The organism is Halomonas sp. HK25, assembly GCF_047795635.1.
In the GTDB taxonomy this organism is placed as follows: domain Bacteria; phylum Pseudomonadota; class Gammaproteobacteria; order Pseudomonadales; family Halomonadaceae; genus Halomonas.
Map to the genome: position 1 here is coordinate 1,905,371 of NZ_CP181044.1, position 25,212 is coordinate 1,930,582.

The 25,212-nt window shown below is 66.9% G+C and carries 28 protein-coding genes and 4 tRNA genes; 10 read left to right on the top strand and 22 right to left on the bottom strand.

Annotated features, from left to right (window positions below; translation table 11 throughout):
* Nucleotides 1-83: 83 nt before the first annotated feature.
* Complete coding sequence (locus ACM26W_RS09120; RefSeq protein ID WP_416140516.1) at nucleotides 84-377, bottom strand: co-chaperone GroES; 294 nt, start codon at nucleotides 375-377, stop codon at nucleotides 84-86.
* A 198-nt stretch (nucleotides 378-575) separates the two neighbouring features.
* Nucleotides 576-1,109: an FxsA family protein gene (locus tag ACM26W_RS09125; RefSeq protein WP_416140517.1), complete on the bottom strand. Its 534-nt coding sequence runs from the start codon at nucleotides 1,107-1,109 to the stop codon at nucleotides 576-578.
* 229 nt (nucleotides 1,110-1,338) lie between these two features.
* Here ACM26W_RS09125 and ACM26W_RS09130 point away from each other — a divergent pair, with 229 nt between their 5' ends.
* Complete coding sequence (locus tag ACM26W_RS09130; protein WP_416140518.1) at nucleotides 1,339-2,100, top strand: SDR family oxidoreductase; 762 nt, start codon at nucleotides 1,339-1,341, stop codon at nucleotides 2,098-2,100.
* A 72-nt stretch (nucleotides 2,101-2,172) separates the two neighbouring features.
* On the opposite strand, the gene ACM26W_RS09135 is transcribed toward ACM26W_RS09130, so the two are convergent.
* The gene (locus ACM26W_RS09135; RefSeq protein ID WP_416140519.1) at nucleotides 2,173-2,454 is read right to left on the bottom strand and encodes a ComEA family DNA-binding protein; all 282 of its coding nucleotides are present in this window, start codon (nucleotides 2,452-2,454) and stop codon (nucleotides 2,173-2,175) included.
* A 256-nt stretch (nucleotides 2,455-2,710) separates the two neighbouring features.
* On the opposite strand from ACM26W_RS09135, the gene pyrF reads away from it, so the two are divergent.
* A complete protein-coding gene (gene pyrF, locus ACM26W_RS09140; RefSeq protein ID WP_416140520.1) occupies nucleotides 2,711-3,412 on the top strand; it encodes an orotidine-5'-phosphate decarboxylase in 702 nt (233 codons plus the stop codon).
* Nucleotides 3,413-3,416: 4 nt separating this feature from the next.
* Here the strand turns inward: pyrF and lapB are convergent, their stop codons facing one another.
* The 3 genes from lapB to ACM26W_RS09155 are packed head-to-tail and all read right to left on the bottom strand — an operon-like array spanning nucleotide 3,417 to nucleotide 5,327.
* Nucleotides 3,417-4,598, bottom strand: coding sequence for a lipopolysaccharide assembly protein LapB (gene lapB / locus ACM26W_RS09145; protein WP_416140521.1), 1,182 nt, complete (start codon nucleotides 4,596-4,598; stop codon nucleotides 3,417-3,419).
* Between the two features lies 1 nt (nucleotide 4,599).
* Nucleotides 4,600-4,905, bottom strand: coding sequence for a lipopolysaccharide assembly protein LapA domain-containing protein (locus ACM26W_RS09150; protein ID WP_416140522.1), 306 nt, complete (start codon nucleotides 4,903-4,905; stop codon nucleotides 4,600-4,602).
* 59 nt (nucleotides 4,906-4,964) lie between these two features.
* Complete coding sequence (locus ACM26W_RS09155; RefSeq protein WP_416140523.1) at nucleotides 4,965-5,327, bottom strand: integration host factor subunit beta; 363 nt, start codon at nucleotides 5,325-5,327, stop codon at nucleotides 4,965-4,967.
* A 125-nt stretch (nucleotides 5,328-5,452) separates the two neighbouring features.
* Between ACM26W_RS09155 and ACM26W_RS09160 the strand changes: the two genes are divergently transcribed.
* Together ACM26W_RS09160 and ACM26W_RS09165 are read left to right on the top strand one after the other, a co-directional pair.
* Nucleotides 5,453-5,746, top strand: coding sequence for a succinate dehydrogenase assembly factor 2 (locus ACM26W_RS09160; protein ID WP_416140524.1), 294 nt, complete (start codon nucleotides 5,453-5,455; stop codon nucleotides 5,744-5,746).
* A 46-nt stretch (nucleotides 5,747-5,792) separates the two neighbouring features.
* Nucleotides 5,793-6,119: a hypothetical protein gene (locus ACM26W_RS09165; protein WP_416140525.1), complete on the top strand. Its 327-nt coding sequence runs from the start codon at nucleotides 5,793-5,795 to the stop codon at nucleotides 6,117-6,119.
* 12 nt (nucleotides 6,120-6,131) lie between these two features.
* On the opposite strand, the gene nadB is transcribed toward ACM26W_RS09165, so the two are convergent.
* The 8 genes from nadB to ACM26W_RS09205 form a co-directional block, all read right to left on the bottom strand.
* Nucleotides 6,132-7,709 carry an L-aspartate oxidase gene (gene nadB / locus ACM26W_RS09170; RefSeq protein ID WP_416140526.1) on the bottom strand — a complete coding sequence of 526 codons (1,578 nt, stop codon included), beginning with the start codon at nucleotides 7,707-7,709 and terminating at the stop codon, nucleotides 6,132-6,134.
* Nucleotides 7,690-8,835, bottom strand: a complete 1,146-nt coding sequence (locus ACM26W_RS09175) for an FUSC family protein (RefSeq protein ID WP_416140527.1) — start codon at nucleotides 8,833-8,835, stop codon at nucleotides 7,690-7,692. Before ACM26W_RS09175 ends, nadB begins: the two co-directional genes overlap by 20 nt.
* A 59-nt stretch (nucleotides 8,836-8,894) precedes the next feature.
* Nucleotides 8,895-8,981 (bottom strand) — tRNA-Leu (locus tag ACM26W_RS09180).
* A gap of 33 nt (nucleotides 8,982-9,014) precedes the next feature.
* Nucleotides 9,015-9,088: transfer RNA gene (locus ACM26W_RS09185), tRNA-Cys, on the bottom strand.
* A gap of 27 nt (nucleotides 9,089-9,115) precedes the next feature.
* Nucleotides 9,116-9,190, bottom strand: a tRNA-Gly gene (locus ACM26W_RS09190).
* Between the two features lie 60 nt (nucleotides 9,191-9,250).
* Nucleotides 9,251-9,799, bottom strand: a complete 549-nt coding sequence (gene pgsA, locus ACM26W_RS09195; RefSeq protein WP_416140528.1) for a CDP-diacylglycerol--glycerol-3-phosphate 3-phosphatidyltransferase — start codon at nucleotides 9,797-9,799, stop codon at nucleotides 9,251-9,253.
* 68 nt (nucleotides 9,800-9,867) lie between these two features.
* Complete coding sequence (gene uvrC / locus ACM26W_RS09200; protein ID WP_416140529.1) at nucleotides 9,868-11,682, bottom strand: excinuclease ABC subunit UvrC; 1,815 nt, start codon at nucleotides 11,680-11,682, stop codon at nucleotides 9,868-9,870.
* Nucleotides 11,683-11,752: 70 nt separating this feature from the next.
* Nucleotides 11,753-12,400 (bottom strand): response regulator, encoded by a 648-nt coding sequence (locus ACM26W_RS09205; RefSeq protein WP_416140530.1) that lies wholly within the window; start codon nucleotides 12,398-12,400, stop codon nucleotides 11,753-11,755.
* A gap of 181 nt (nucleotides 12,401-12,581) precedes the next feature.
* Here ACM26W_RS09205 and ACM26W_RS09210 point away from each other — a divergent pair.
* Nucleotides 12,582-12,657 (top strand) — tRNA-Ala (locus tag ACM26W_RS09210).
* A gap of 216 nt (nucleotides 12,658-12,873) precedes the next feature.
* On the opposite strand, the gene ACM26W_RS09215 is transcribed toward ACM26W_RS09210, so the two are convergent.
* Entirely contained in the window at nucleotides 12,874-13,182 is a 309-nt protein-coding gene (locus ACM26W_RS09215; RefSeq protein WP_416140531.1) for a hypothetical protein, read from the bottom strand.
* A gap of 151 nt (nucleotides 13,183-13,333) precedes the next feature.
* The gene (gene argF / locus ACM26W_RS09220; RefSeq protein ID WP_416140532.1) at nucleotides 13,334-14,254 is read right to left on the bottom strand and encodes an ornithine carbamoyltransferase; all 921 of its coding nucleotides are present in this window, start codon (nucleotides 14,252-14,254) and stop codon (nucleotides 13,334-13,336) included.
* A 151-nt stretch (nucleotides 14,255-14,405) separates the two neighbouring features.
* Between argF and ACM26W_RS09225 the strand changes: the two genes are divergently transcribed.
* Nucleotides 14,406-14,750, top strand: coding sequence for a Grx4 family monothiol glutaredoxin (locus tag ACM26W_RS09225; RefSeq protein ID WP_416140533.1), 345 nt, complete (start codon nucleotides 14,406-14,408; stop codon nucleotides 14,748-14,750).
* Nucleotides 14,751-14,915: 165 nt separating this feature from the next.
* On the opposite strand, the gene rnt is transcribed toward ACM26W_RS09225, so the two are convergent.
* Nucleotides 14,916-15,584: a ribonuclease T gene (rnt, locus tag ACM26W_RS09230; RefSeq protein WP_416140534.1), complete on the bottom strand. Its 669-nt coding sequence runs from the start codon at nucleotides 15,582-15,584 to the stop codon at nucleotides 14,916-14,918.
* A gap of 179 nt (nucleotides 15,585-15,763) precedes the next feature.
* Here rnt and ACM26W_RS09235 point away from each other — a divergent pair, with 179 nt between their 5' ends.
* From ACM26W_RS09235 to ACM26W_RS09245, 3 genes are all read left to right on the top strand, one after another.
* Nucleotides 15,764-16,984 carry an argininosuccinate synthase gene (locus tag ACM26W_RS09235; RefSeq protein ID WP_416140535.1) on the top strand — a complete coding sequence of 407 codons (1,221 nt, stop codon included), beginning with the start codon at nucleotides 15,764-15,766 and terminating at the stop codon, nucleotides 16,982-16,984.
* A 73-nt stretch (nucleotides 16,985-17,057) separates the two neighbouring features.
* Nucleotides 17,058-17,357, top strand: coding sequence for an HlyU family transcriptional regulator (locus ACM26W_RS09240; RefSeq protein ID WP_416140536.1), 300 nt, complete (start codon nucleotides 17,058-17,060; stop codon nucleotides 17,355-17,357).
* 109 nt (nucleotides 17,358-17,466) lie between these two features.
* Nucleotides 17,467-18,594 (top strand): DUF294 nucleotidyltransferase-like domain-containing protein, encoded by a 1,128-nt coding sequence (locus tag ACM26W_RS09245; protein WP_416140537.1) that lies wholly within the window; start codon nucleotides 17,467-17,469, stop codon nucleotides 18,592-18,594.
* Here the strand turns inward: ACM26W_RS09245 and ACM26W_RS09250 are convergent.
* The 4 genes from ACM26W_RS09250 to ACM26W_RS09265 are packed head-to-tail and all read right to left on the bottom strand — an operon-like array spanning nucleotide 18,569 to nucleotide 23,999.
* Nucleotides 18,569-21,322 carry an ATP-binding protein gene (locus ACM26W_RS09250; protein WP_416140538.1) on the bottom strand — a complete coding sequence of 918 codons (2,754 nt, stop codon included), beginning with the start codon at nucleotides 21,320-21,322 and terminating at the stop codon, nucleotides 18,569-18,571. The two genes, ACM26W_RS09245 and ACM26W_RS09250, sit on opposite strands and share 26 nt — an antisense overlap.
* 19 nt (nucleotides 21,323-21,341) lie before the next feature.
* Complete coding sequence (locus tag ACM26W_RS09255) at nucleotides 21,342-21,536, bottom strand: hypothetical protein (RefSeq protein WP_416140539.1); 195 nt, start codon at nucleotides 21,534-21,536, stop codon at nucleotides 21,342-21,344.
* A 31-nt stretch (nucleotides 21,537-21,567) separates the two neighbouring features.
* On the bottom strand, nucleotides 21,568-23,628 hold the full coding sequence (locus tag ACM26W_RS09260; RefSeq protein WP_416140540.1) for an exonuclease domain-containing protein: 2,061 nt from the start codon (nucleotides 23,626-23,628) through the stop codon (nucleotides 21,568-21,570).
* On the bottom strand, nucleotides 23,628-23,999 hold the full coding sequence (locus ACM26W_RS09265; protein WP_416140541.1) for a response regulator transcription factor: 372 nt from the start codon (nucleotides 23,997-23,999) through the stop codon (nucleotides 23,628-23,630). Before ACM26W_RS09265 ends, ACM26W_RS09260 begins: the two co-directional genes overlap by 1 nt.
* 143 nt (nucleotides 24,000-24,142) lie before the next feature.
* Here ACM26W_RS09265 and ACM26W_RS09270 point away from each other — a divergent pair, with 143 nt between their 5' ends.
* The gene (locus tag ACM26W_RS09270; protein ID WP_416140542.1) at nucleotides 24,143-24,826 is read left to right on the top strand and encodes a glutathione S-transferase; all 684 of its coding nucleotides are present in this window, start codon (nucleotides 24,143-24,145) and stop codon (nucleotides 24,824-24,826) included.
* 3 nt (nucleotides 24,827-24,829) lie between these two features.
* Here ACM26W_RS09270 and ACM26W_RS09275 read toward each other — a convergent pair whose 3' ends face one another.
* The gene (locus tag ACM26W_RS09275) at nucleotides 24,830-25,150 is read right to left on the bottom strand and encodes a hypothetical protein (protein WP_416140543.1); all 321 of its coding nucleotides are present in this window, start codon (nucleotides 25,148-25,150) and stop codon (nucleotides 24,830-24,832) included.
* Between the last annotated feature and the right edge of the window lie 62 nt (nucleotides 25,151-25,212).

Sequence of the window (25,212 nt, forward strand, 5' to 3'; positions counted from 1 at the left end):
CTTCCTGTTGTTGCTTGAACGTCAGATACTTGAGGTTCAGACGTGATCGTCAGATGTTGAGCATCGCGCTGGACGGTTGGGCCTCAGCCCTCGACCACGGCCAGGATGTCGGACTCGCTCATGATCAGAACTTCCTCGCCGTCGATCTTCTGCTTCTCGACGCCGAAACCATCCTTGAAGATCACGCTATCGCCGACCTTCACGTCCAGGGGACGGACGTCGCCGTTCTCGAGAATCCGGCCGTTACCCACGGCAAGCACTTCACCACGAGTCGGTTTTTCCTGGGCACTGCCCGGAAGCACGATGCCGCCAGCGGTTTTCTGTTCTTCTTCAACGCGACGGATGATGACGCGATCGTGCAAGGGACGGATGTTCATTGCTCACGTTCTCCTGAGGGGTCAGATGGCCGGGAAGACCCGGCGGTTTTGGTCATCGCCTCGCAGACGCTGCCTACGAGGAGGAGGCGCTGGACGCCTTCCGTGTCAATGGCGCGGCAACCGCGCCGAAGCCTGCTGCTGACCGATAAGTGGGGCTCACCAGAGGGCTTTCAAGGCCCGTGAGGAATTTTTTTTGATTCAGCGCCGCCTGTCGTCGCCGGAGATGAACTCACCCTCGAGCGGACCGTCTTGATCGTCGCCGTGCGACGATGACGCATCCCGGGCGTCATACGGCCGACGACTCCCCGAGGCCTGCTGCCAGTCGGCATCGTGCCCTTGGCGGGGGCCGTCACCATGGCCGCCGCCAACGTGGATCCCCTGGGCGCGGATGCCCAGCCGGGCGATCAGTTTGCCCAGCAGACGGCGCGCGTCGGGAATCAGGCACATGAAACCCAGGGCATCGGACACGAAGCCGGGCGCCATCAGCAGGGCGCCGCCGAAGATCAGTGCGGCACCGGTGAGCAGTTCGCCTGAGGGTACCTCGCCGCGCTCCAGGCGTTCGCGGGCACGGGCGAAGGTGGCGGCGCCTTCGCGTCGGATCAGGTGCAGGCCGATGAAGCCGGTGGCCAGCACCAGCAGCAGGGTAGTAAGCAGGCCGATCTGACTGCCCACCGAAAAGAGAATGACGAAGTCGAGCAGGGCGAAGAGGGTAAAAGCAAGCAGAAAGGGCATGGGGACTCCGCTGATGACAGTTCCGCAGAAGATGGGGGCGGCCCCGCGGAAATCAAGCATTGACTGCCAGCGCGTACCTTGATGGCGGCAGCTGCAATAAAATGTCATAAGAATAGCGTTATGGTGCACTGCACAAACTCTGCTACAGTACCTGTACTAAGCAAAAGCGATGTGCAGGGCTGTGCCTGATCGACGGCCCTGGGTCGCCCATTCCCCAGGAGGTTTGACGATGAAACTGGATAACTCCGTGATTGCGATTACCGGCGGCGCCCGTGGCCTCGGTCTGGCCATGGCTCAGCTGCTCGGTAACCGTGGTGCCCGCCTGGCACTGCTCGATACCGATGGCGCCACCCTGGACGATGCCGTTACCCGGCTGCATCAGGTGGGCATCGAAGCCCGCGGCTTCGTGGCCAACGTGGCCGACGAGGCCTCGGTCAAGCAGGCCTTCGGCGATATCGCCACCTCCTTGGGCCCGGTGAGCGGCCTGGTCAACAACGCCGGTATTCTGCGCGACGCCCTGCTGGTGAAGGCGAAGGAGGGCAAGGTCGAGAAGGTAATGTCGCTGGAGAACTGGCAGGCGGTCGTCGACGTCAACCTGACCGGCGTATTCCTGTGCGGCCGTGAGGCGGCCAGCCAGATGATCGAGGCGGGTCATGAAGGGGTGATCGTCAATATCTCCAGCATCTCCCGGGCCGGCAACATGGGCCAGAGCAACTACGCTGCCTGCAAGGCCGGGGTGGTGGCACTGACCACGACCTGGGCGCAGGAGCTGGCGCGCTATGGCATTCGCGCTGGCTGCGTGGCCCCGGGCTTCATCGAGACCGACATGACCGCCTCCATGCGCCAGGACATGCTCGACAAGCTGACCTCCGGCGTGCCGCTGCGCCGCCTGGGCCAGCCGGAGGACATCGCCCGTAGCGTAGCCTTCATCTTCGAGAACGCCTATTTCACCGGGCGTGTCATCGAGTGCGACGGTGGCCTGCGCCTCTGAGTCAGTGGCCACCTGATGAAGCAGAGCGGCCGCCGGGGGAGTCCCCGGCGGCCGCTCTGCTTACACCTCCGCTCAGAAGCTGACCTGGTCTTCCAGGCTGGCCACGGTGCCGGCGCCGATGCCGCTGACCCGAGTCAGGTCCTCGGCGCTCTCGTAGGAGCCGTTGGCGTTGCGATCCTCGATGATGGCGGCTGCCTTGGCCGGGCCGATGCCCGGCAGTTCGGCGAGCAGTTCGGCATCGGCGGTATTGACGTTGATCGGTGCCACCTCCTGTGCCACGGCGCCTAGCGGCGCCAGGCCGAGCAGTAGGGCGAGTAGCGCGCCGGCGAGTGCGTTACGTGTCATTCCCTTCATGATCGTGTCCTCTTGTTGTCTCTTTTGTCGTGGAAAGTTGTCCCGCGGGACACTCTTCAAGCTAGCGGTTGCCGGTGAGTCACAGTGTGGGCCGGCGCCGTCATCCGTTATAGGTGAGGGCAGACAGACGCGCGTATCGAAACGCCCATCCTGGTGGCGTTTTGGGGTACGCGGGCCTGGTGAGATCTCCTACGCGAGTTAGCGGCTCGGGCTGATATAATGTCTGCCATCCGTCCCCTTGCCTGGAGCCCGGCCCGTGTCTACCGATTCGCCTCTGATCATTGCCCTCGACTACGCTTCCCTGCATGCCGCCCTGTGCATGGCCGATAGCCTGGATCCCGCGCGCTGCCGCCTGAAAGTAGGTAAAGAACTGTTCACCCGCAGCGGCCCGGACGTGGTGGAGGCGCTGCACGGCCGCGGTTTCGAGGTATTCCTGGACCTCAAGTTCCACGATATTCCCAGCACCGTGGCCGGCGCGGTGCAGGCGGCGGCAGAGCAGGGCGTATGGATGGTCAACGTCCACGCCGGCGGCGGACGCCGTATGATGGAGGCGGCGAAAGAGCGGCTGCAGCGCCACGGCCTGTCCACTCACCTGATTGCGGTCACGGTGCTGACCAGCATGGAGGCCAATGACCTGGTGGACGTGGGCGTCAGCGTCTCGCCGGCGGAGCAGGTGGAACGCCTGGCCCTGCTGGCCAGACAGAGCGGCATGGATGGGGTGGTCTGCTCGGCTCAGGAGACAGCGCGGCTGCGCGAGCTGTGCGGCGAGGCGTTTCTCAAGGTGACCCCGGGCATTCGGCCGAGCTTCGCCCAGGTCGGTGATCAGCGACGTGTCATGACTCCGCGCGACGCCATGGCAGCGGGCAGCACCCATCTGGTGGTGGGGCGCCCGGTAACCCAGGCCGAGGACCCCATGGCGGCACTGGCCGCCATCGAGGCGGAACTGGCGGGGGCCTGAGCGGCTATTCCCCTTCGATTCCGGTGATCGGCTTGGTGGTGCCCCAACTGCGGCAGCGCGGGCACTGCCAATGGAGATGCTCGCCGGCGAAGCCGCAGCGCCGGCAGCGGTGTCTCGGCAGGGCCTTCAACAGGGTGCGGGTATGCTGCTGCAGCAGCTCGAGGCGTTCGAGCGACTCGCCTGGGTCATCCTGCCGATATAGGTCCATCAGATAGTCCAGTGCCCCCAGGCTCGACTCGCGGGCAAGCTGTTCCCTGACAAGCGCGACGGCGGCAGATGGCCCCTCGCGATGACGCAGGGTGTTGGCCAGCAGGATGATCACGCTGGTGAAGGGCGTGCGCTCGAGCAGCTGATGTAGGTTGCCGATCAGCCCCTCCTCGTCGTCCAGCAGGCGGTAGGCGGTAGCCAGGGGGTCCAGCAGGGTAGGGGTAAAGGCGGCGTCCTGCTCGGGAATGCGGTTGAGCAGGCGGATCTCCTGGCGGTAGTGGCCGGTCGCGTGCTCCATGGCGGCCAGCAGCAGGTTGGCGCGTACACAGCGGGGGTCGATGTTCAGCGCCTGGCGCAGGTGTTTGCGGGCAAGTCCCGGGCTGGCCTCGAAGCGTTCCTGCTCGGCGAGCTGGCAGAGCCAGTGGGCGGCGGCACGGCGGATCTCATCGCTCTGACGAATCAACTGAGGCTGGGCCACCTCCAGCGCCGCCTGCCACTCGCCCTCGCGCTCCAGCAGGTCGACCAGCAGGCGCTTGGCGGCCAGGCGTCGTTGGTCGTCCTGGGAGTCGCGCACCAAGGCGTGCAGCAGCCGTTCGGCTCGGTCGAGCAGCCCCAGGGCCAGAAAGTCACGCGCCAGCTCCAACTGCACCCGCTCGCCCTGGGGGACGGTGAGGGTGGGGCGGGCCAGCAGGTTCTGGTGGATCTTCACCGCTCTATCCGCCTCGCCTCGGCCGCGGAACAGGTTGCCCAGGGTGAGGTGGGTGTCAATGGTGTCGCTGTTGACCTCCAGGGCCGCCACGAAGGTCTCGATGGCGCGGTCCTGCTGGTCGTTGAGCAGGTAGTTGAGCCCCACGAAATAATCCCGCGCAAGCCCGGATGACGGCGCGGGATCGGAGGGCTTGCTGCGTTCGCGGCGGCCGAGCCACCAGCCGATGGCGACCGCTGCCAACAACAGGGTCAGCAGCAGGACATCGGGCATTCTAGGGGAGTTCCTTCAGCTCCTGGACGCGCAGTCGATCGAGTTCCTTGCGCTGCTGCTGGTTGTGGCGCTGGGCGCGGGTCAGCAGGGTGCGCAGGCGCAGATAGACGCCGCTCATGGCCAGCATGCCGAGCAGCACGCCGACCGCCAGGGAGGCCAGCAACCAGACGGATAGCGAGGCTGCGGGCAGCTCGATCCAGACCAGGTTGAGCGGAAGGGCCTGCTGGTTGTTGACGGCGAAGAGAATGCCGACCAGCAGGACGACCAGCAGGATGATGGCCAGGATCAGGCCTTTGAGCCAACGCATGCGCTTGTGTCCCCTGTAATGGAAGTGCCGGTAATCAAAGTGTGAGTGACCAAAGCAGGTCAGTAGCCGAGGGCGCGGCTGGCGTCCACCTGCTCGCGCAGCTCCTTGCCGGGCTTGAAGTGTGGCACGAACTTGCCATCCAGCGCGACAGGTTCACCGGTCTTCGGGTTGCGTCCGACGCGCGGCTCGCGGTAGTGCAACGAGAAGCTACCGAAGCCGCGGATTTCGACGCGCCCCCCCTCGGCCAGGGTGTCGGTGATGTCATCGAGGATCAGGCGAACGGCAGCCTCGACTTCCTTGATCGACAGCTCCGGCTGTCGTGCGGCGATCTGCTCGATCAACTCGGACTTGGTCATCGACGTTCTCCCTATGCGGTGGGCGCAGCAATCGGCTCGCCTGGCGCTATTGTTTGCACTAAGCATACTCGGCAAATTGTGATAAAACAACGCACTACGACCATTGGAAGATAGCGGCGCAGGCGGCTGCCGTTGACGATAGGCTCGGGTATACTGTGGACACTCATCCCACCAGGCAGGCGAGGTCGACGTTGAACGAGCAATCACCCCAGGATGTGGCACTGCGCAAGCGGCTCTACTGGCACTCCCGTCGCGGCATGTGGGAGCTTGACCTGCTGCTGGTCCCCTTTCTCGAGCAGTGCTACGATAATCTCGATGTGGCGGATCAGGCGGTGTTTCGCGAACTGATCGACGAGGAAGATCAGGATCTTTTCATGTGGCTGATGCGCCGCGAGTTGCCGGAGGACCCGGGCCGCCGCCGCATCGTGCAGTTGATCATCGAACATGCCGAAAGCGCCGACAGCATTGGGCATCGTCCCGTCTAGACTTTCCCTCCTCCTGCATGCCCTGCTGGCCGCCGCGGTGGCCGGCATGGCCCTTCTGCACGCCTCGGCCTGGCTTAGCGGCCTCGTCGTCGCCGTGATGCTGGGCGTCCTTCTCTACGCCGCCCGACGCCGCGACCGCGGTGACCTGCGTGCCCTGTCTCGGGGCGAAGGGGGGCTGGACGGTGGTGGCCTGCGCTGGGAGTGGCGCGACGGCGCCGCGGCCCCCTGGCGCCCGGTCTCCCTTCACTGCGACTATCTCGGCCCCAGGCTGATCGGGCTGCGTGTCAACGGCAGGCGGCTCTGGATCTGGCCGGACAGCAGCGACGCCGCCTCGCTGTGGCGGCTGCGTCGCCTGCTGGTGCAGCATCGATAGGCGGGGCTCTCGTCAGTCAAGATCCGCGAGATGGATCCGCGAAGGCTGCGGTATGCCCTGAGCGTGGCCGGGGCAGTCCGGGTTGTAGTGCAGGCCGCGGGATTCGCGGCGGGTGCGGGCGCTGGCCACGGTGAGCCGGGCCAGGCGCAGCGCCTGCCACAGGCCGGCCAGCTCCGCGCTGGGGGTGCAGATTGCCACCATGGGGGCCAGATCGCGCTGCAGCTCGTTCAGTTCCTCGGCGGCCTCGGTCAGGCCCGCGTCGCGTCGCACGATGGCCACCCGGGCGCTCATTACGCGCCGCATCCGCTCGCGGATGTCGGCCAACGCCGACGGGTCGGCCAGCTGGCGGCCGGCACCGAGGGGGCGCAGCGCGGCCGAATCGTCTGCGCTGTCCTGGCGGACCAGTGCCGCGGCGCAGCTGCGCGCGAACACCAGGCACTCCAGCAGCGAGTTGCTGGCCATGCGGTTGGCGCCATGCAGGCCGGTGCACGCCACCTCGCCGATGGCGTAGAGGTGCGGCACCGTGGTCGCGCCGGCCAGGTCGGTGGCCAGGCCCCCGCAACTGTAGTGGGCGGCGGGCACCACCGGTATCGGCTCCCGGCTGATATCCAGGCCGCGGCCGACGCAGTGGGCATGGATAGTGGGGAAATGGTGGTGGATCGCCGCCTCGCCCATGTGGCGGATGTCGAGCAGCACATGGTCGCTGCCGGTGCGCTGCATCTCGGCGTCGATGGCTCGGGCGACGATATCTCGAGGTGCCAGCTCGGCGCGCGGGTCCAGGGGCGGCATGAAACGTTCGCCGTGCACGTTGAGCAGCTTGCCACCCTCGCCGCGAACCGCCTCGCTGATCAGGAAGGGGCTGCCCTGCGGGTCATAGAGGCAGGTGGGGTGGAACTGCTGGAACTCAAGGTTCATCAGCTCCGCCCCCAGCTCGGCACCCATCAGCATCCCTTCGCCACTGGCCGGGTGGGGGCTGGTGGTGTGGCGATAGAGCCCGCTGGCGCCGCCGGTGGCCAGCGCGGTGTCGCTGGCCAGAAGCTCGTGCAGCCTGCCCTGGCTATCCAGGCAGCGGGCGCCGCGGCAGTGGCCGGCGGCGTCATCGATCAGACCGATGGCGGTGAGGTCGTCCAGCACTCGGATGGCCGGGTGTGCGGCCACATGGGCCTGAAGGGTTTGCATCACCGCGAGCCCCGTGGCGTCGGCGGCATGAATGATGCGCCGGGCGCCGTGGCCGCCCTCGCGGGTCAGGTGGTAGGGGTAGCCGGCATCGGGGCTGGGGTCCGGGGTGAAGGGAACCCCGAGGGAGAGCAGCCACTCGATGGCGGCCGGGCCGTGTTCGACGGTGAAGCGCACCGCCGCCGCGTCACACAGACCGTCGCCGGCCACCAGGGTGTCGGCGACGTGGGCGTCGAAGTCATCGCCGGGGGAGAGCACCGCGGCGATGCCGCCCTGGGCCCAGCGGCTGGCGCCCTGGTCGTCGCTGGCCGGCCGCAGCAGGGTGACCCGACGCCGGTCGGCGATCTCCAGAGCCAGTACCAGGCCGGCAACGCCGCCGCCGATGATCAGCACATCATGGTTGCCGTGGGTCATCCTGCGTTCCTTTGTCGATCGTGGCGGTCTCGCGATGCGCCCATTTGCGCCCAGAAGCGCGGCGCAAGCGGCGGCTCGGCAGGCGGGTCAGGCCCCCCAGGCGGGCGACAAGGTCGCTGGTCAGTCGTGCCAGTTCGCGGTTGAGCCAGAGATAGCCACTGGGACTGAACAGCACGCGCCCCTCGTCACTGCGCGCACTGGCGGCCAGGGCGGCATGCCGCTGCAGGTCGAACTGGCTCACCGTGACCGCGATGGGCTGGCCGGTGCGCACCTGAAAGGCCAGGGTGCCGAGCTCCCGGGCGAGCCGATGCTGCTCGTCGCGAAGGCCCGCCATGGCCTCGATGCGGTCATGGCCCTCGCGCGTGGTCCAATGCGTTTCCAGCAGCAGTTCGATGGTGGAGAGCATGCGGCGCTGCAGGGAGATGATGTCATCGAGTTCGTTGCGGTTCAGCCGTCGCTCGCGATGGATGGCGTCGACCAGTCCGCGCTGTTTGACCAGTGCCGAGCTGGTGGCCTTGAGCAGGGCGCGGGTGTCCACGTCCAGGGCGGCCGCGGCGGTGGTGTGAGCGTGGAAGAGGCGCGCCATGCGGTCGAGGTTCTCGGCCAGCATGAAGCGCATCATGTCGGTGGCCTTCTGGGGCAGCACCAGCATGGTCACGGTGATGCCCACCAGGGTGCCCAGCAGCACGTCGAAGGCGCGCCACAGGCCGATGTCCAGGTCATGGCTGCCGTCGCCGATGACCAGCAGCAGGCTGATGGCGAACATCAGGCCGCTGTAGCCGTGGCGGTTGCCGAAGGTGAGCCAGGTGGCGACGCCGATGGCGATGAGGCTGCCGGCGGGGATCAGCAGGGGTAGGGCGGGAGGAGAGAGAATCAGCGCGAGGCCCGTAGCCGCGCCGAGCACGGTACCGAGTAGCCGCTGGCGACCCTTGTCGAGCACACCACCGATATGCGGCAGGTTGCCCATCACCATGACGGTGCTGACGAGCGCCCAGCTGGAGTGGGGAATCTCGAACAGCCGAATGATGCCGAAGGTGATCAGCAGGGCGAGCAGCACACGCAGCACATGCAGGCGGCGGCGAAAGCGATAGGTGAAGAAGGGGTCGCGCAGGGGGGGCAGGTTCATGAGGCAGGGCCCCGCAGGTATGCCGCTTTGGTGTCGGTCCAGGCGCAGGACAGAGAGACTGGTGCCCGGAGCCGGGCTCGAACCGGCACGGTGTTGCCACCGAGGGATTTTAAGTCCCTTGCGTCTACCAATTTCGCCATCCGGGCGGCACGGTGTCGAGCAGAAAAAATCGAGGGAAATGGAGGCTGGAGTCGGAATCGAACCGGCGTACACGGAGTTGCAGTCCGCTGCATAACCACTCTGCCATCCAGCCTCATCGAGTCGTGGTTCGGAGAGAACCTGGAGCGGGAAACGAGATTCGAACTCGCGACCCCAACCTTGGCAAGGTTGTGCTCTACCACTGAGCTATTCCCGCCTGACTCGAGAGCGAATTATACGGATAAGTCGGTGACTGTCAAACGCTTTTGCAGGCGACTCACATGGAGTCGCTGAGGTGGGGCCAGGCGGCGCGCAGGTAAAGAATCATCGACCAGAGCGTGAGCACGGCTGATGCGTAGAGGGTGATCACGGCCAGCAGTGCGAGGGGGGTGCCGGGAGTGAAGGCCAGCAGCATGAAGATGGCGACCATCTGCAGGGTGGTCTTGACCTTGCCGATCCAGGAGACCGCCACCTGGCCGCGCTTGCCCATTTCCGCCATCCACTCGCGCAGCGCCGAGATGACGATCTCGCGGCCGATGATCACCAGCGCCGGCAGCGTCAGCCATGCCGCCTCGTAGCGCTCGATCATCAGGGCCAGGGCCACGGCGACCATCAGCTTGTCCGCCACCGGGTCGAGGAAGGCGCCGAAGGGGGTGGCCTGGTTCCAGCGCCGAGCCAGGTAGCCGTCGAGCCAGTCGGTGACCGACGCCAGGGCGAACAGGCCGGCGGCCAGCGGCATACTCCACGAGAAGGGCAGGTAGAAGAGCACCACCAGCAGGGGGATGAAGCCGATACGGGCCAGAGTGAGGAGATTCGGGATGTTCATCGCGTGACGCTGTCCTTGCCGGTGGGGTGGTGCCGAACGCCCGCACATTCTATCCCCCTTGGCGGCCTTCATCCATGCAAGGCGCGATGAATCGCCTCGGCCAGGGTGACGCTGATGCCGGGCGCCCGGGAGAGCTCCTCGCGGCTGGCCTGCTTGACGCCCTGCAGCCCGCCGAAGAAGCGCAGCAGCTCGCGCCTGCGCTTGGGTCCCACGCCGGGGATGCCCTCCAGGCTGGAGGTCCGGCGCACTTTGTCACGGCGGTTGCGATGGCCGGTAATGGCGAAGCGGTGGGCTTCGTCGCGCACGTGCTGGATCAGGTGCAGGGCGGGGGAGGCGGGGTCAAGGTCCAGGGCACGGTCCACGGCCTCCAGAAACAGGGTCTCCAGGCCCGCCTTGCGGGTGGTGCCCTTGGCGACGCCCACCAGCGCGACGCCGCTGACGCCGAGCTCGGCGAACACCTCGCGGGCGAGGTTGAGCTGTCCCTTGCCACCATCCACCAGCAGCACATCGGGGCGTTCCCCCTCGCCGTCGGCCAGGCGTCGGAAACGGCGCGAAAGCGCCTGGCGCATGGCGGCATAGTCGTCGCCGGCGGCCACCCCCTCGATATTGAAGCGGCGATAGTCGGACTTGCGCGGGCCGTTCTCGTCGAACACTACGCAGGAGGCCACCGTGGCCTCGCCGTGGCTGTGGCTGATGTCGAAACACTCCAGGCGCCCGGGCGTGTCGGCCAGGCCGAGCACCTCGCGTAGCGCTGCAAAACGCCGCGTGAGCTGGGCCTGGCTGGCCAACTGGCCGGCCAGCTGCTGCTCGGCGTTGGTGACGGCCAGCGACTGCCACTGGGCGCGGTGGCCACGTACCCGGTCGGCCAGGCGCACCCGCTTGCCGGCGCGTTCGCCGAGCGCCGCTTCTATCAGCTCGCGATCCGCCAGGGCATGGCTGGTGATCAGCTCGCGCGGGATATCATGGTCCTGGCCCAGGTAGTACTGGCTGACGAACTCAGCAAGCAACTCGTCGGCCGGCAGGTCGAGGCCATTGGCGGGCGCATGATGGCGGGCACCCAGCAACCGGCCGTGGCGAACGCTGAGCACCGAGATGCACAGCGCCCCGGGGCGGGTGGCCAGGGCGAAGATGTCGGCATCGCCGTCGCCGGTGTCGACGAACTGGCGCTGCTGGAGCTGGCGCAGCTGTTGGATCTGGTCGCGCAGCCGGGCGGCCTCTTCGAAGGCGAGTTCGCGGCTGGCGGCCTCCATGGCCTCGGTGAGCTCGCGGGTCACCTGGTCGCTCTTGCCCTCCAGGCACTGCACGGCATGTTCCAGGTCGCGGCGGTAGTCCGCCTCGCTGATGTGGCCCACGCAGGGGGCGCTGCAGCGGTCGATCTGGAACTGCAGGCAGGGCCGGGTGCGATGGGCGAAGACGCTGTCCTCGCAGTTGCGGATGCGAAAGATCTTCTGCATCAGCGAGAGGCTCTCGCGCACCGCCAGGCTGCTGGGGTAGGGGCCGAGGTAGCGGCCGTCGTCGCGGCGCGCTCGAGCCCGCTTGTACTCCAGTGCCGGGAAGGGGTGGCGGTCGGTGACGAAGACGAAGGGGTAGGACTTGTCGTCGCGCAGCAGGATGTTGTAGGGCGGGCGCAGTTCCTTGATCAGGGTCTGTTCCAGCAGCAGGGCTTCGGTCTCGCTGTTGGTCACCGTGACCTGGATGTCGGCGATGCGTCCCACCAGCGCCTGGGTCTTGGTGTTCAGTGCGCCACGAAAGTAGCTGGCCAGGCGTGACTTGAGGCGCCGTGCCTTGCCCACATAGAGGGTCTCGCCCCGGGCGTCGAGCATGCGGTAGACGCCCGGGGAATCGCTGGCGCTGCTGAGGAAGTGACGGTGATCGAAGGTCATGGTGGAAGTGCAATCGCAGACGGGAGAGACATCCTAGCAGATCATGCCGGGCGGCAGGCCCGGCAGGTGCTCACTCGACGCTGGCGAAGCCCTCCACCAGGCCGTGGCGCAGGCCGAGGTGGGTCAGCTCCACGTCGGTCTGTACGCCCAACTTGTCGAAGATACGGTAGCGGTAGGTGTTTACCGTCTTGGGGCTGAGGAAGAGCCGGTCGGAGATGTCGGCCACCTTCTGACAGTTGACGATCATCATCGCCACTTGCATCTCGCGCTGGGAGAGCTGATCGAAGGGATTTTCCGACGCATCGATGCGCGACAGCACCAGCCGCTGGGCGACCTCGGGGCTGACGTAGCGCTGGCCGTGGAAGACGCCGCGGATGGCCGAAACCATCTCGTTGTGCTGGCAGTCCTTGCTGAGGAAGCCGAAGGCGCCGGCGTCGAGCAGGCGCTGGGCGAAGGCCTCCTCGAGCCAGGCGGTCAGGACCAGTACGCGGGTGTCGGGCTGTGTGCGGTGGATCTTGCGTGTGGCTTCCAGGCCGCCGATCCCGGGCATGCGGATATCCATCAGCACTACGTCGGGGGAGAGGCGGCGGGTCTCGGCGATGGCGCTCTCGCCATCGGAGGCCTCGCCGACCACGCTGAGATCCTCTTCGGCGTTCAGCAGGTGGGCGATGCTGGTCCTCACCAGGTGATGGTCGTCGGCAATCAGTACCCGGATCAAGGCAGCGGCTCCTGAGCGTATAGGCTGATAGGGAAAAGGCGGCGGGAGATGAGAGCTCCCAGTCGAAGAGTGGCACAACTTCGGTGAAGGTGGAAAGTATCCTTGGGATTTCCATTCGGGGGTTGACGCCATCCGCGGGGGTGCCTAATATATGCCTCGTTCTCGCGAGTCGAGACGGCGTGGGGCCTTAGCTCAGCTGGGAGAGCGCAACACTGGCAGTGTTGAGGTCAGCGGTTCGATCCCGCTAGGCTCCACCAACAGAATTAGATGAATCAGCCGCTTGGTGCGCCGCACCAGGCGGTTTTTTCGTTTGCCGGGGGGTCTGCTGAATGACGTCACGTCGCTGGGTTGGCCTGAGCCCGGTCAGGGGTGGCCATGGCGGTCGGGCACCGGAAGGCTGCAGCCCCGCCGCGGCGATGCCGGGTGGGACGGTGGTCTCTCGCTCTGCCCAGCGGGCATCGGGGGCAGTGTCGCTATCCGGCGCAGTCGGCGGCGCCTTCACCAAACATGTCGAACAGCAGTTCACGGCCGAGGGAGGTGAGCACCAGCCGGTTGTGTTCGTTCCATGAGGCCGCCTCGCTATTGATCAGGACCTTCTCGCAGGTCTGCCATTCGCTGGAGGCGCTTGAGAGGTTCGCCACGTCATGGCGTTCGAGCCCCCGGTGGGGGATGGAGACGGTTTCCAGCACGTAGCCATGGTGATAAAGCATGGCGGCCATGTTGGAGAGGCACTGGCGCAGGCTTCGCTGCATGCCGGCGAGAGGGGAAGCGTCGATCATCATGTGTCGCATTTCCTTTCACGCTGAGTGTGTGCTGCAGCGCAGTATACTACCAAGCCTGGTGTTATACAAAGGTCTAATGCGAAGTAAAGGTCTAATGCGAAGTGCCGGGACGCGTCCCTGCGGTGGAGCATCGCAGGGACGCTGTCCCGGATCAGTCCTCGACTCGCCCGAGCAGCAGGAACTCGATCAGCGCCTTCTGGGCGTGCAGGCGGTTGCCGGCTTCCTGCCATACCACGGCCCGCGGGTCGTCGAGCAGGGTCTCGCTGATCTCCTCGCCGCGGTGGGCAGGCAGGCAGTGGAGGAAGAGGGCGTCGGCCCTGGCTCGGTCAAGCAGCACTTCGGTCACCTGGAAGCCGGCGAAGTCGGCCTCGCGCTTGGCCTGCTCCTCCTCCTGACCCATGGAGGCCCACACATCGGTGGTGATCAGATCGGCGTCCATGACCGCCTCGGCGGGGTCGCGCAGGATGGTGACGCGGTTGCCGGCGGCCTCCAGGATATCCCGGCGCGGCTCATAGCCCTCGGGGCAGCAGATGCGCAGTTGGAAGTCGAACTGTCGGGCGGCGTTGATCCAGGAGTGGCACATGTTGTTGCCGTCGCCGATCCATACCGCCGTCCTGCCGGCTACGCTGCCACGCAGCTCGGTCCAGGTCATCACGTCGGCCAGTAGCTGGCAGGGATGATAGTCGTCGGTCAATGCGTTGATCACCGGCACCGAACTGGCGGCGGCATACTCCTCCAGCCCGGGATGGGAGAAAGTGCGGATCATTACCGCGTCGACCATCTCCGAGAGCACGCGGGCGGTGTCGCCGATGGGTTCGCCACGACCGAGCTGGGTGTCGCGGGGCGACAGGAACAGCGCGTGCCCGCCGAAGTGCGCCATGGCGGTCTCGAAGGAGACCCGGGTGCGGGTCGAGGACTTCTCGAAGATCATCGCCAGGGTGCGGTTGCGCAAGGGGGCGTAGGTCGGTCCCTGGGCCTTCAGCTCCTGCTTGATGGTGATGGCGCGCTGGATGAGATAGCGCAGCTCGTCCTGGCTCAGGTCCAGCAGGGTCAGGAAGTGGCGGGTGGCCATTGGGCGTGCTCCACGGGAAAAAACGTCCATCCTAGCCAGGCGCCGGGGGATGCGCAACGCGCGCGGGATCAGTAGAATGGGTGATCAAGACCCAGCGCCGAACTCGGGTATTGGCCCGCACCGGCATTCGCGACATGAACAGGGAGACGCCATGAGCACCACCCTCGAGAACATCCAGCGCCAGATCGGCGAGAACCCCATCCTGATCTACATGAAGGGCACTCCGCAGCTGCCCCAGTGTGGCTTCTCTGCCCAGACCGTCCAGGCGCTGATGTCCTGCGGCGAGCGCTTCGCCTTCGTCAATATTCTTGATAATCCGGACATCCGCGCCGAGCTGCCCAAGTTCGCCAACTGGCCCACCTTTCCCCAGCTGTGGGTCGAGGGTGAGCTGGTCGGTGGCTGCGATATCGTGGTGGAGATGCATCAGAGCGGTGAGCTCGATAAGCTGATCAAGGAGGCCGCCGCCAAGCACAACCAGACTTCGTCTGGAGCTTGAAGCCACAAGCTTGAAGCTTGAAGAAAAAACACCCCCGTAGCAGTGCTGCGGGGGTGTTTGGTATGGGGTGCAACAAGCTTATGCTGCTTTCCAGCTTCCAGCTTCCAGCTTCCAGCTTCCAGCTTCCAGCTTCCAGCTTCCAGCTTCCAGCTTCCAGCTTACGGCTTACGGCTGCTCCTCCATCCCCTGCTCGCGCTGGGCCTGGGACCAGCCGCCCAGGTCCTTGTAGCGGTTGACCATGGCGCAGAACAGCTCGGCGGTACGTTCGGTATCGTAGCGGGCCGAGTGGGCTTCGCCGTTGTCGAAGGGGATGCCGGCGGCGCCGCAGGCCCTGGCCAGCACCGTCTGGCCGTACATCAGTCCGGCCAGCGACGCAGTGTCGAAGCTGGAGAAGGGGTGAAAGGGGTTGCGCTTGATGCCGCAGCGGTTGACGGCGGCGTTCAGGAAGCCATGGTCGAAGGCGGCGTTGTGGCCAACCAGCACGGCGCGGGTGCAGCCGTGGGCCTTGATCGCCTTGCGCACCGGCCGGAAGATCTCGCTCAGCGCCTGGGCCTCCGAGAGCGCGACCTGCTGGCGCAGCGGGTCGTCGAGTTTGATGCCGGTGAAGTCCAGCGCTGACTGCTCGACGTCGGCCCCCTCGAAGGGCGTTACATGGAACGCATAGGTGGACTCGGGCAGCAGGTTGCCCTGGGCGTCCATGGTCAGGGTCACCGCGGCAATCTCCAGGATCGCGTTGCGTTCGGCGTTGAAGCCGCCGGTCTCCACGTCTACCACGACCGGCAGGAAGCTGCGGAATCGCAGTGCCAGCAGGTCGCGGGCGATCGCCTCGCTCATTCACCCTCTCCTTGCGTCTTTCGGTCTCGGTCTTCCCCGTCCCGAAGGCCCCGGGGCGAATCCGCGCAAGTCTAGCAGGTTGACCTTCGGGCGTCCCGGGGCCGGTATTCGCCGTGCCGATGGCGCGCTATACTGCCTCCCCTGATGCCAACCCCCTAGCTTTCATCGAGGAGCCCCGAATGTCCGATGTCAAGAAGGTCGTGCTCGCCTACTCCGGTGGCCTGGACACCTCCGTTATCGTCAAGTGGTTGCAGGAGACCTACAACTGCGAGGTGGTGACCTTCACCGCCGACATCGGCCAGGGCGAGGAAGTCGAGCCGGCACGCGCCAAGGCCGAGGCCCTGGGCGTCAAGGAGATATACATCGAGGACCTGCGCGAGGAGTTCGTGCGCGATTACGTCTACCCGATGTTCCGCGCCAACACCATCTACGAGGGCGAGTACCTGCTCGGCACCTCCATCGCGCGCCCGCTGATCGCTCGGCGCCTGATCGAGATCGCCAACCAGACCGGCGCCGACGCCATCTCCCACGGCGCCACCGGCAAGGGCAACGACCAGGTGCGCTTCGAGATGGGCGCCTATGCGCTCAAGCCGGGCGTCAAGGTGATCGCTCCCTGGCGTGAGTGGGATCTGACCTCCCGCGAGAAGCTGATGGCCTACTGCGACGAGCACAGCATCCCGGTGGACTTCTCCTCCAAGAAGAAGAAGTCGCCCTACTCGATGGATGCCAACCTGCTGCACATCTCCTACGAGGGCGGCATCCTCGAGGATCCCTGGGCCGAGGCCGAGGAGGACATGTGGCGCTGGAGCGTCTCCCCGGAGACCGCGCCTGATACGCCTACCTACGTGGAGCTGACCTTCGAGAAGGGCGATATCGTCGCCATCGACGGCACGCCGATGCGCCCCCACGAAGTGCTCGAGACCCTCAACAAGCTGGGCGGAGACAACGGTATCGGTCGCCTCGATATCGTCGAGAACCGCTATGTGGGCATGAAGTCCCGCGGCTGCTACGAGACCCCCGGCGGCACCATCATGCTCAGGGCGCACCGCGCCATCGAGTCCATCACCCTGGACCGCGAGGAGGCTCACCTCAAGGATGAGTTGATGCCCAAGTACGCCAAGGTGATCTACAACGGTTACTGGTGGAGCCCGGAGCGTCGCATGCTGCAGGCCGCCATCGACGAGACCCAGCACAACGTCTGCGGCGTGGTGCGCATGAAGCTCTACAAGGGCAACGCCATCGTGGTCGGCCGAAAATCCGAGCAGTCGCTGTTTGACGAGTCCATCGCCACCTTCGAGGACGATGCCGGCGCCTACGACCAGAAGGATGCCGAGGGCTTCATCAAGCTCAACGCCCTGCGCCTGCGCATCGCCGCCGGCAAGGGTCGCAAGCAGGACTGAGTCCCGCCTGCGTGATCTGCATGCGACGCCGGCTGATGCCGGCGTCGTTGTTTTTGTTCGAGGAGAAAAGACGATGCTGAAAAGATGGCTTTCCGGCCTGCTGGGCGGCGGCGACAGAGGGTCCGACGGCGCGCCGGCAGGTGAGCCGGTGGTGTACCAGGGCTACCAGATCATCTCCGAGCCCGCCGACCAGGGCGGCCAGTACCGGGTCAGCGGCTGGATTCGCAAGCCGGGCGCTGACGGCGAGCCGCAGGAGCACCGCTTCGAGCGCTCCGACATGGTGCCCGGCCGCGAGGCCTGCGACCAGCTGATGGTGAGCAAGGCCCAGCGCTTCATCGACGAGGTGGGCGAGGAGATGTTCAGGCCCCGCTGAGCAGGCCGTGCAACCTCCGTCACCATGGCGTTGCCATGCCCCTTTCGCCCAAGTGTGCCCGGGGGGGCGCGCCGCTACACTGGGTCGGATTCTGTTGCCCGGAGCTGCCATGCGCCTGCTTCACCGTGCCTCATCGTGGCGGTCGCTTTTCGCCGACGGCGAGTCGCCCGACCCTGCGCGGCTGCCCCCACTGCTCGCCCCGCTGCGCGACGCCCTGTCCGAACTCGGGCCGGCGCCGACCCTTCCCGACGCCCACGCCTGGCAGCCTCGTCTGGTGGAGGCGCTCACACGCCTCGACCTCCCCGCCTGGCGCATCGGCCAGCTGATCAGTGACCACAACGATTGGCTCTATCGGCGGGCCATCCAGCTTGCCCAGAGCGAGATGCAGGGGCTGGGTTGGGGGGCGCCCCCCGTCGCCTTCTGCGTGCTGATCATGGGGTCGGGGGCTCGCCAGGAGAGCCTGCTGGCGCCCGATCAGGACAACGGCATGATCATCGCCGACTACCCGGACAGCCGGCACACCGAGATCGACGGCTATTTTCAGGCGCTGGGCGAGCGCTTCACCGACCGGCTGGACGAGGCTGGCATACCGCTGTGCAGCGGCCACGTGATGGCGCGCTGGCCCATGTGGCGCAAGCGGCTCTCCGAGTGGAGCGAACAGCTGACCCTCTGGACCGCCGAGCGCCGGACCAAGCGCGTGCAGCAGGCCAATATCCTCCTCGACTTTCGTCCAGTCTATGGTGAAGGTGCCCTGGCCGAGGCCCTCGCCGACCGAGTGGCGCGACTCCTGCCGCGGGCCGGGCTGTTCCTGGACGAGATGGGGGTGCTGCTCGACGATCTGCCGATGGCCCTGGACCGCTTCGGGCGGCTGTCGAGCTCACTCGAGGGAGCGCCTCACGAGCGCGCGATCAACCTCAAGCGGCAGGGGCTGCTGCCGCTGGTGGGCGCCGCCAGGCTGCTTTCGCTGCGCCATGGCGTGCGCGAGATCGACACCCGGGAGCGGCTGGCGGCCCTGGTGGTGAAGGAGGTGCTGCCCGCCGAGCGCTGTCGCGCCCTGACCGCCGCCCTGGAGCGGCTCCAGGGGCTGCTGCTGGAAGAGCAGTGCAATGGGCTCAGGACGGGGGGTGGCGCCGACGGCTGGGTGGACGTCTCGCGGCTCGGCGAGGACCAGCGCTTGCTGCTGCGTCATGACCTGCTGCAGATCCGACGACTCAAGCGGCGGGCGAAGCGGGGCTAGGGCCCGGCGCTTCGGGCAACTCCATGGTCAGGCAGGCGCCGCCCAGCACGGGGCCGTTCTCCACCCATAGCCGTCCGCCCAGATGGGCGACAATACCGCGGCTGATGGGGAGCCCCAGGCCGCTGCCCCGGGGACGTCCGCGGATCTTCTCCGGGGTCTCGCCGGGGCGCTGGATCTGGTGGAACTTCTCGAACACCCGCTCGCGCTCTTCCTCGGCGATGCCCGGGCCGTTGTCCTCGACCGACAGGCGATAATGCTTCTTGTAGCGCCCCAGACGCAGTAGCACCTTCGGGTTGGTCTCATCAGCGAACTTGCCGGCGTTGTCGAGCAGGTTGATGATCACCTGCTCCAGGCGGTCCGGGTCGCCCACCACCGGCGCCTGTTCGACCTCGATGGCCACCTCCAGCGCCACGCCGCGATCCTCCTGCATGTGGTGCACGGCATCGACGCTGTGGCGGGTCAATTCCACCAGATCCAGGCGCTGGGGATTGAGCGTGAGACGACCGCTCTCCAGGCGGGCCAGGTCGAGAATCTCCTCGATCAGTCTCGAGAGCCGCTGGCTCTCCTTGACCACCACGTTGAGGAAGTGCACCCGCTTCTCATCGGGCAGGTCGCCGCTGTCGCGCAGGATCTCGGCGAAGGCGCGGATCGAGGTGAGCGGTGTGCGCAGTTCGTGGCTGACCATGGCCACGAACTCGTCCTTGAGGCGGTCGAGCTCTCGCAGCCGCTCGTTGGCGGCGCGAAGATCCTCGCTGGCCCGGGCCAGCTCCTCGGACTTCTGCTCCAGGCGGCGGTTGACTTCCAGGGTCTCCGAGGTGGTGTCGAGGATGCTGAGGATCGACTCCAGGTCCAGCGCCTCTCCGCGCACCACGGAGTTGATCAGCACACGCGCCGAGGCGTTGCCCAGCGCCCCGGAGAGGGCCTGCTCGGCGCGGGCGATCAGCTCCGGTGGAGCGGGCTGGTCATGGCTTGGCTCATTCCCCGGGTAACCGGTAAAAACACGGGCAGTGGCATTGGCGCCCAGGTAGCGATCGAGCAGGTTGCGCAGCTCACCCCGGGTGGTCTGGCCGTGCCACAGCGAGGTCTCCATCAGGCCGGGGTGCATGGCCTCGGTGAACAGCGCCGCCTGGGTCTGCTCCAGCGGGCTCTGGCGGGTGAACAGCGAGACGCCCACCAGCAGACCGATGTTGGCGGTCAGGCTCCACAGCAGCGAGTGAGAGTAGATGTCCCAGTCTTCCAGGCCGAACAAGGCATAGGGCCTCAGCCACTCCAGGCCGAAGGGACCCAGCGTCAGGAAGGTGTCGTCCACCCAGCCGGACTGTGCGAAGCCCGGAATCAGCAGAGTCCAGGCCCAGATCAGGGTGCCGGCGATCAGGCCCAGGGCGGCTCCGCGGCGGGTTGCACCGCGCCAGTACATGCCGATCAGCATCGCCGGGGCAAACTGGCTTGCGGCGGCGAAGGAGACCAGGCCGATGGTCACCAGGCTGTAGGAGTCGCCGATCAGTGCGTGGTAGAGGTAGCCCAGCAGCAGGATGAGCACGATGGCCACGCGGCGAATGCCCAGCAGCCAGCCGGCCAGTTCGCCGCGGCTGCCGAGGTGCAGGTGCCGGGAGCGCAGCAGCAGCGGCATGATCAACTGGTTGCTGACCATGGTCGATAGCGCGATGGTCTCGACGATCACCATGCTGGTGGCCGCCGAGAGCCCGCCGATGAACACCAGCAGTGGCAGCGCCTCGAGCCCTGCCGACAGCGGCAGGGTCAGCACAAAGCTGTCCGGATCGCCGGCGGAGAGCAACATGCCGGCCAGGGCGATGGGGATCACGAACAGGTTGATGGCCAGCAGGTAGAGCGGGAAGAGCCAGCTGGCCCGTTTGAGGTGGCGCTCGTCGACGTTCTCCACCACCAGCACCTGAAACTGGCGGGGCAGGGTGATGAAGGCCAGGAAGGCCAGCACCAGCATGCCGATCCAGCCGCTGGCGCCACCCGGCACGGCGTCCAGGCCCATGGCGCCCACCAGCTCAGGGCTGGCCGCCACCTGAGAGAAGAGATCCCCGGGTCCGTGAAACAGCACGAACACCACGAAGATACCCACCGAGAGGAAGGCCACCAGCTTGATCAGCGATTCGAAGGCGATGGCCGCCACCATGCCCTCGTGGCGCTCGCTGGCGTCCAGGTGGCGGGTACCGAAGAGGATGATGAACACTGCCAGTACCAGCGCCACCCAGAACGACTTGTCGACCCAGAAGGCCTCCTCGACCATGCTCAGTTCCGGGGCCTGAGGGTAGTTGACAAGCACCGCGTGGCTCACGGTGATCGCCTTGAGCTGCAGGGTGATGTAGGGGGTGATGCCGATCAGGGCAATCAGCGCCACCAGGGCGCCGAGGCTCGAGCTCTTGCCGTAGCGAGCGCTGATGAAGTCGGCGATGGAGGTGATGCGCTGGGCGCTGGCGATGCGCACCATCTTGCGGATCAGGAAGGGCGATAACAGCATCGCCAGCGTCGGCCCCAGGTAGATCAGCAGGAAGCTGGGGCCGAACTGCGCGGCGCGCCCCACGCTGCCGTAGAAGGTCCAGGCGGTGCAGTAGACGGCGATGGAGAGGGCGTAGACGGTGGGTGAGCCGATCAGCGAACGCCCCTGTTCGGCGCGGCGGTCGCCCCAGGCCGCAATCACGAAGAGCAGCGCCAGGTAGCCGAAGGCGACGCTCAGGACTACCGCATCGGTTCTCATCGCCGCCCCTCCGTCATGCTCACTCCCCCGAGCGCTGCTCGAGCAGCCAGGCGGCCAGGGCGATCACCAGCCCCCATGCCACGAAGAGGTAGAGCGGCAGCCAGGAGGGGCCGCCGGCCGGGCGGTCGAAGACCAACACCAGTGGCGGGGTGAACAGCAGGGTAGCCAGCAGCACCAGGGCCACCAGCCGTTCGCCGAGGCGTGGGGTGTTCATGCCGGCACCCGCCGGGACCGGGGGAGTGAACTCATGAGGCGCAGGCGTCCTCCTTGTCCAGGGCACTGGTCTGCAGGGCCAGCGCCTTCTCCAGGGTATCGATGCCGCGGGCCTCCAATCGTGGCAGCAGGGCCAGCCACAGCTCGGCGGTGACCCGGGCGTCGCCCAGGGCAGTATGCCGCGTGCCCGGCGGGAAGCTCAGGCCGTAACGCTCGGCCAGGCTGTCCAGGTCGTGTCCGTCCAGGCTGGCATCCAGGGCCCGTGAGATCAGCAGGGTGTCGAGCACCGGCATGTCCAGGGTCACACCGGCCCCCGGTGGCTGAAGGGCGAGCAGGTCGAAGGCGGCGTTATGGGCCAGGATCACCGCCTCGCCCACGTAATCGCGAAAGCGCGGCAGTACCACCGGCAGCGGCGGAGCGCCCACGACGTCGGCGTCGGTGATGCCATGGATAGCGGTGCTGGCCGGGGGGATCGGCTTGCCGGGATCGACGCGCGCGTCAAACACCTCGCTGGCCAGCAGGCGGGTATTGACCACGCGGCAGGCGCCGATGCTGATCACGGTGTCGCCGCGCCGCAACTCGAGACCGGTGGTCTCGGTGTCGAAGGCGACCACTTCCAGGGCGCGTAGCGGGCGGGCGGCCAGTTCGGCGTCCGGCGGCGGCAGATCGGCGATCCCGAAGTCGTGGAACTCGGGGCGCGGCGGGGTGGCCTCCCGCGGGGCGCCGACCCGTTCGGTGGCAGGCAGTGGAAGTCGAATTCTGGCGTGTACGCCGTCGTCATCGGCCAGGCTCCAGGCGTCGCTGGCGTGCTGGTGCAGCACGTCGGCCACTCGCGGGGAGAGCGGCAGGTCGTCCAGGCGCTGCTGCTGCCACTCGGTAAGCTGGCTTTCACTGAGCGGCGCTCCGCGCCAGATCAGGTCCAGATAGACCCGCTTGTTACCCAGGCAGACCTCTCCTTCTAGCTCCTCCGGGGCCCGCTGCTCCTGAAGCCCCTCGATCAGCGAGCCGAGCAGCACCAGCAGCGCCATGGCGTCGCCCTTGAACCAGGCGGGCATGCCGACCGGTACTACCTTGACCAGGCCGGCGCGACGCTCGTTGAGGGCCTGCCATAGGTCGTTGGACCACAGCGGCACCAGTCGCTCGCCCTCGTGCTGCATTTGCTCCACCAGGGCGGCAAGCTGCTCGATATCCTGGCCCAGGGACTGGCTCTCCTCGTCGATCACTCTCTCGAGGCGCTGGCGCATCTCTCCCGAGGCGCCTCCCAGAGACGTCAGGGCGTCGGCCGCACTGGTCAGGCTGGCGCTGTGACGGCGCAGGCGGGGCAGGCTGTCGAGCAGATCGGCGCGGGCACCCATTTCGCTTGTCCAGGCCGCGGTGGTGTCGCTCAGGGTGAGCAGGGTCTCGCCGTGGCTGCCCGGCACCCGGCGCATCACGGCCCGAAGCCAGCGCTCGTCGCAGGGCACCAGCACCTCCCGCGGGGCGCCATCCCGAGGCAGCTGGCCAAGGGCGTCCTGCAGGCTGACGGCGGGCAGCAGGCTCTCGAGGCGCTTGCCCAGCCCCAGCCCATGATGGTCTTCGAACAGGGTCTCGGCCGCCTGGTTGAACAGCAGCACCCGGCGGTGCTGGTCGCAGAGCAGCAGCGGGGTGTCGAGCACCTGGAGCAGGGTCTCCAGCTCCTGGCGAATGCGGGCGGCGCTGCGCGCGCCCTCGGCGTGAGCGGTCGCCAGGCGGCCGCGGTCTGTGCGCCAGGCATCGCGCACCCGCACCAGGTCAGGGCCCAGGGCCCGCAGCCAGCCTTCGGGAGGGTAGTCCTCCCGGGCGTCGGGATTGGCCACCAGGCGGGCCAGCTGCACCTGCAGGTGACGCAGCGGCGTGAACAGCTGGCGCTCCAGCAGCAGGCCCACCAGGAAGATGGTGCCGCCCCCGGAGAAACAGCCCAGCCAAAGGACCAGGCGGGCCAGCCCCGTGGGTTGAAAGAGGGTGTCGAGCCACAGGGCGAAGGTGGCACCGCCGAAGATACTGATGCCGCTGAGCAGCAGCCACAGGCCGATCAGCCGCTGGCGGCGGGGCAGTCCGGATAGACGTCGAGCCATCAGGAGACCTCGGCGAGCAGCGCCTTGACCTTGTCGACCAGCGCCTGGGTGGAAAAGGGTTTGGTGATGTAATCGTCGGCGCCCAGCGCCAGGCCCTTTTCGCGCTCCACTTCACGCCCGTGGGCGGTGAGCATGATGATCGGCAGGCGGGCATGATCGGGGTCGGAGCGCAGGCGTTCAAGAACATCGAAGCCGCTGATACCCGGTAGGCTGATGTCGAGCAGTACCAGATCCGGGGTGCCTTCGGCGACGCGCGCCAGAGCACTCTCGCCATCCTCGGCGGTGACTACCTCAAAGCCGGCCTGCTGCATCAGGAACTCCAGCGACAGGACAATGTTGGGTTCATCGTCCACCACCAGAACCTTGGCCATGGCGTTCTCCATCTCTAGTTGTGTTGTCGTCATTGTTGGTGATCAGTCTAGTGCCCGGCCGGGGCGCAGCAAAGGCGACCTTGGCAGGACATCGGTGGCGATCGGCGTTAGGGTGCGGTAAGGAATCGACGTGAGGAAACGACATGATCGAGGTTCATCATCTGGAGAACTCCCGCTCCCAGCGGGTGATCTGGCTGCTCGAGGAGTTGGGGGTAGCGTACGAGCTGGTGACCCACCGGCGTGATCCGTCGACCCTGTTGGCACCGGACTCGCTGCGGGCCGTGCACCCGCTGGGCAAGGCGCCGGTGATTCGCGACCTGGCCCGCAATGGCCGGGTCATCGCCGAGTCCGGGGCCATCATCGACTACCTGATCGAGCACCATGATGCCGAACGCCGGCTGGCTCCCCCCGGAGGCAGCGATGCCTGGGAGCGCTATCGCTTCTGGCTGCACCATGCCGAGGGCTCGGGGATGCCGCCGCTGGTGATGCGCCTGGTCTTCTCCCGGCTCGGGCAGCCGCCGGTACCCGCCCTGGCGCGTCCGCTGGGGCGGTTGTTCGCCCGCGGGGTGGAGCAGCAGTACCTGGGGCCGGAGATCCGCCGGCTGAGGGAGTTCTGGGAGAGCGAGCTGGCGGCGGGGCCCTGGTTTGCCGGCGAGGCGTTCAGCGCCGCGGACATCCAGATGAGCTTCCCGGTGCTGGCGCTGGCCGGGCGAGGCGGGCTTGCGGGCTACCCTCGCCTCGAGGGATTCCTCGCCGCCTGCCGTGAACGAGAGGCCCATGCGCGCACGGTGGCCCGCATTGGCGAGTTTCGGCTGGCCGGTGGCTGAGCCTCAGCGCCCCGAGTCGTCCTGGTCCGCGACGCGGGCGGCCGGGCCGAAGGGGCCGAGCCACAGCCACACCTGCAGGATGACCAACAGTGGCAGCAGCCACAGCGGCGCGCCGGTGGTGGCCACCAGCACCTGGTAGATCACGAAGCCGATCGTGCCGGCTATCAGGCCGACCAGCGGGAAGAGCAGCGGGCGCCGGTAGCCGGGCCGACGAGAGAGGCGGTAGAGGGTGCCGATGATGGAGCCGAAGGCGCCGGTCATGGCCAGGGGAAGCAGCAGGTCCTGCATGGCGGTCTCGCTTTGGTTCGTGGTCTGAGAGGTCATACCACCTCCGACGATCAACCGCCAATGCCGCCTTCGGTGGATTGTCGTCCCCTGGCAGAGCT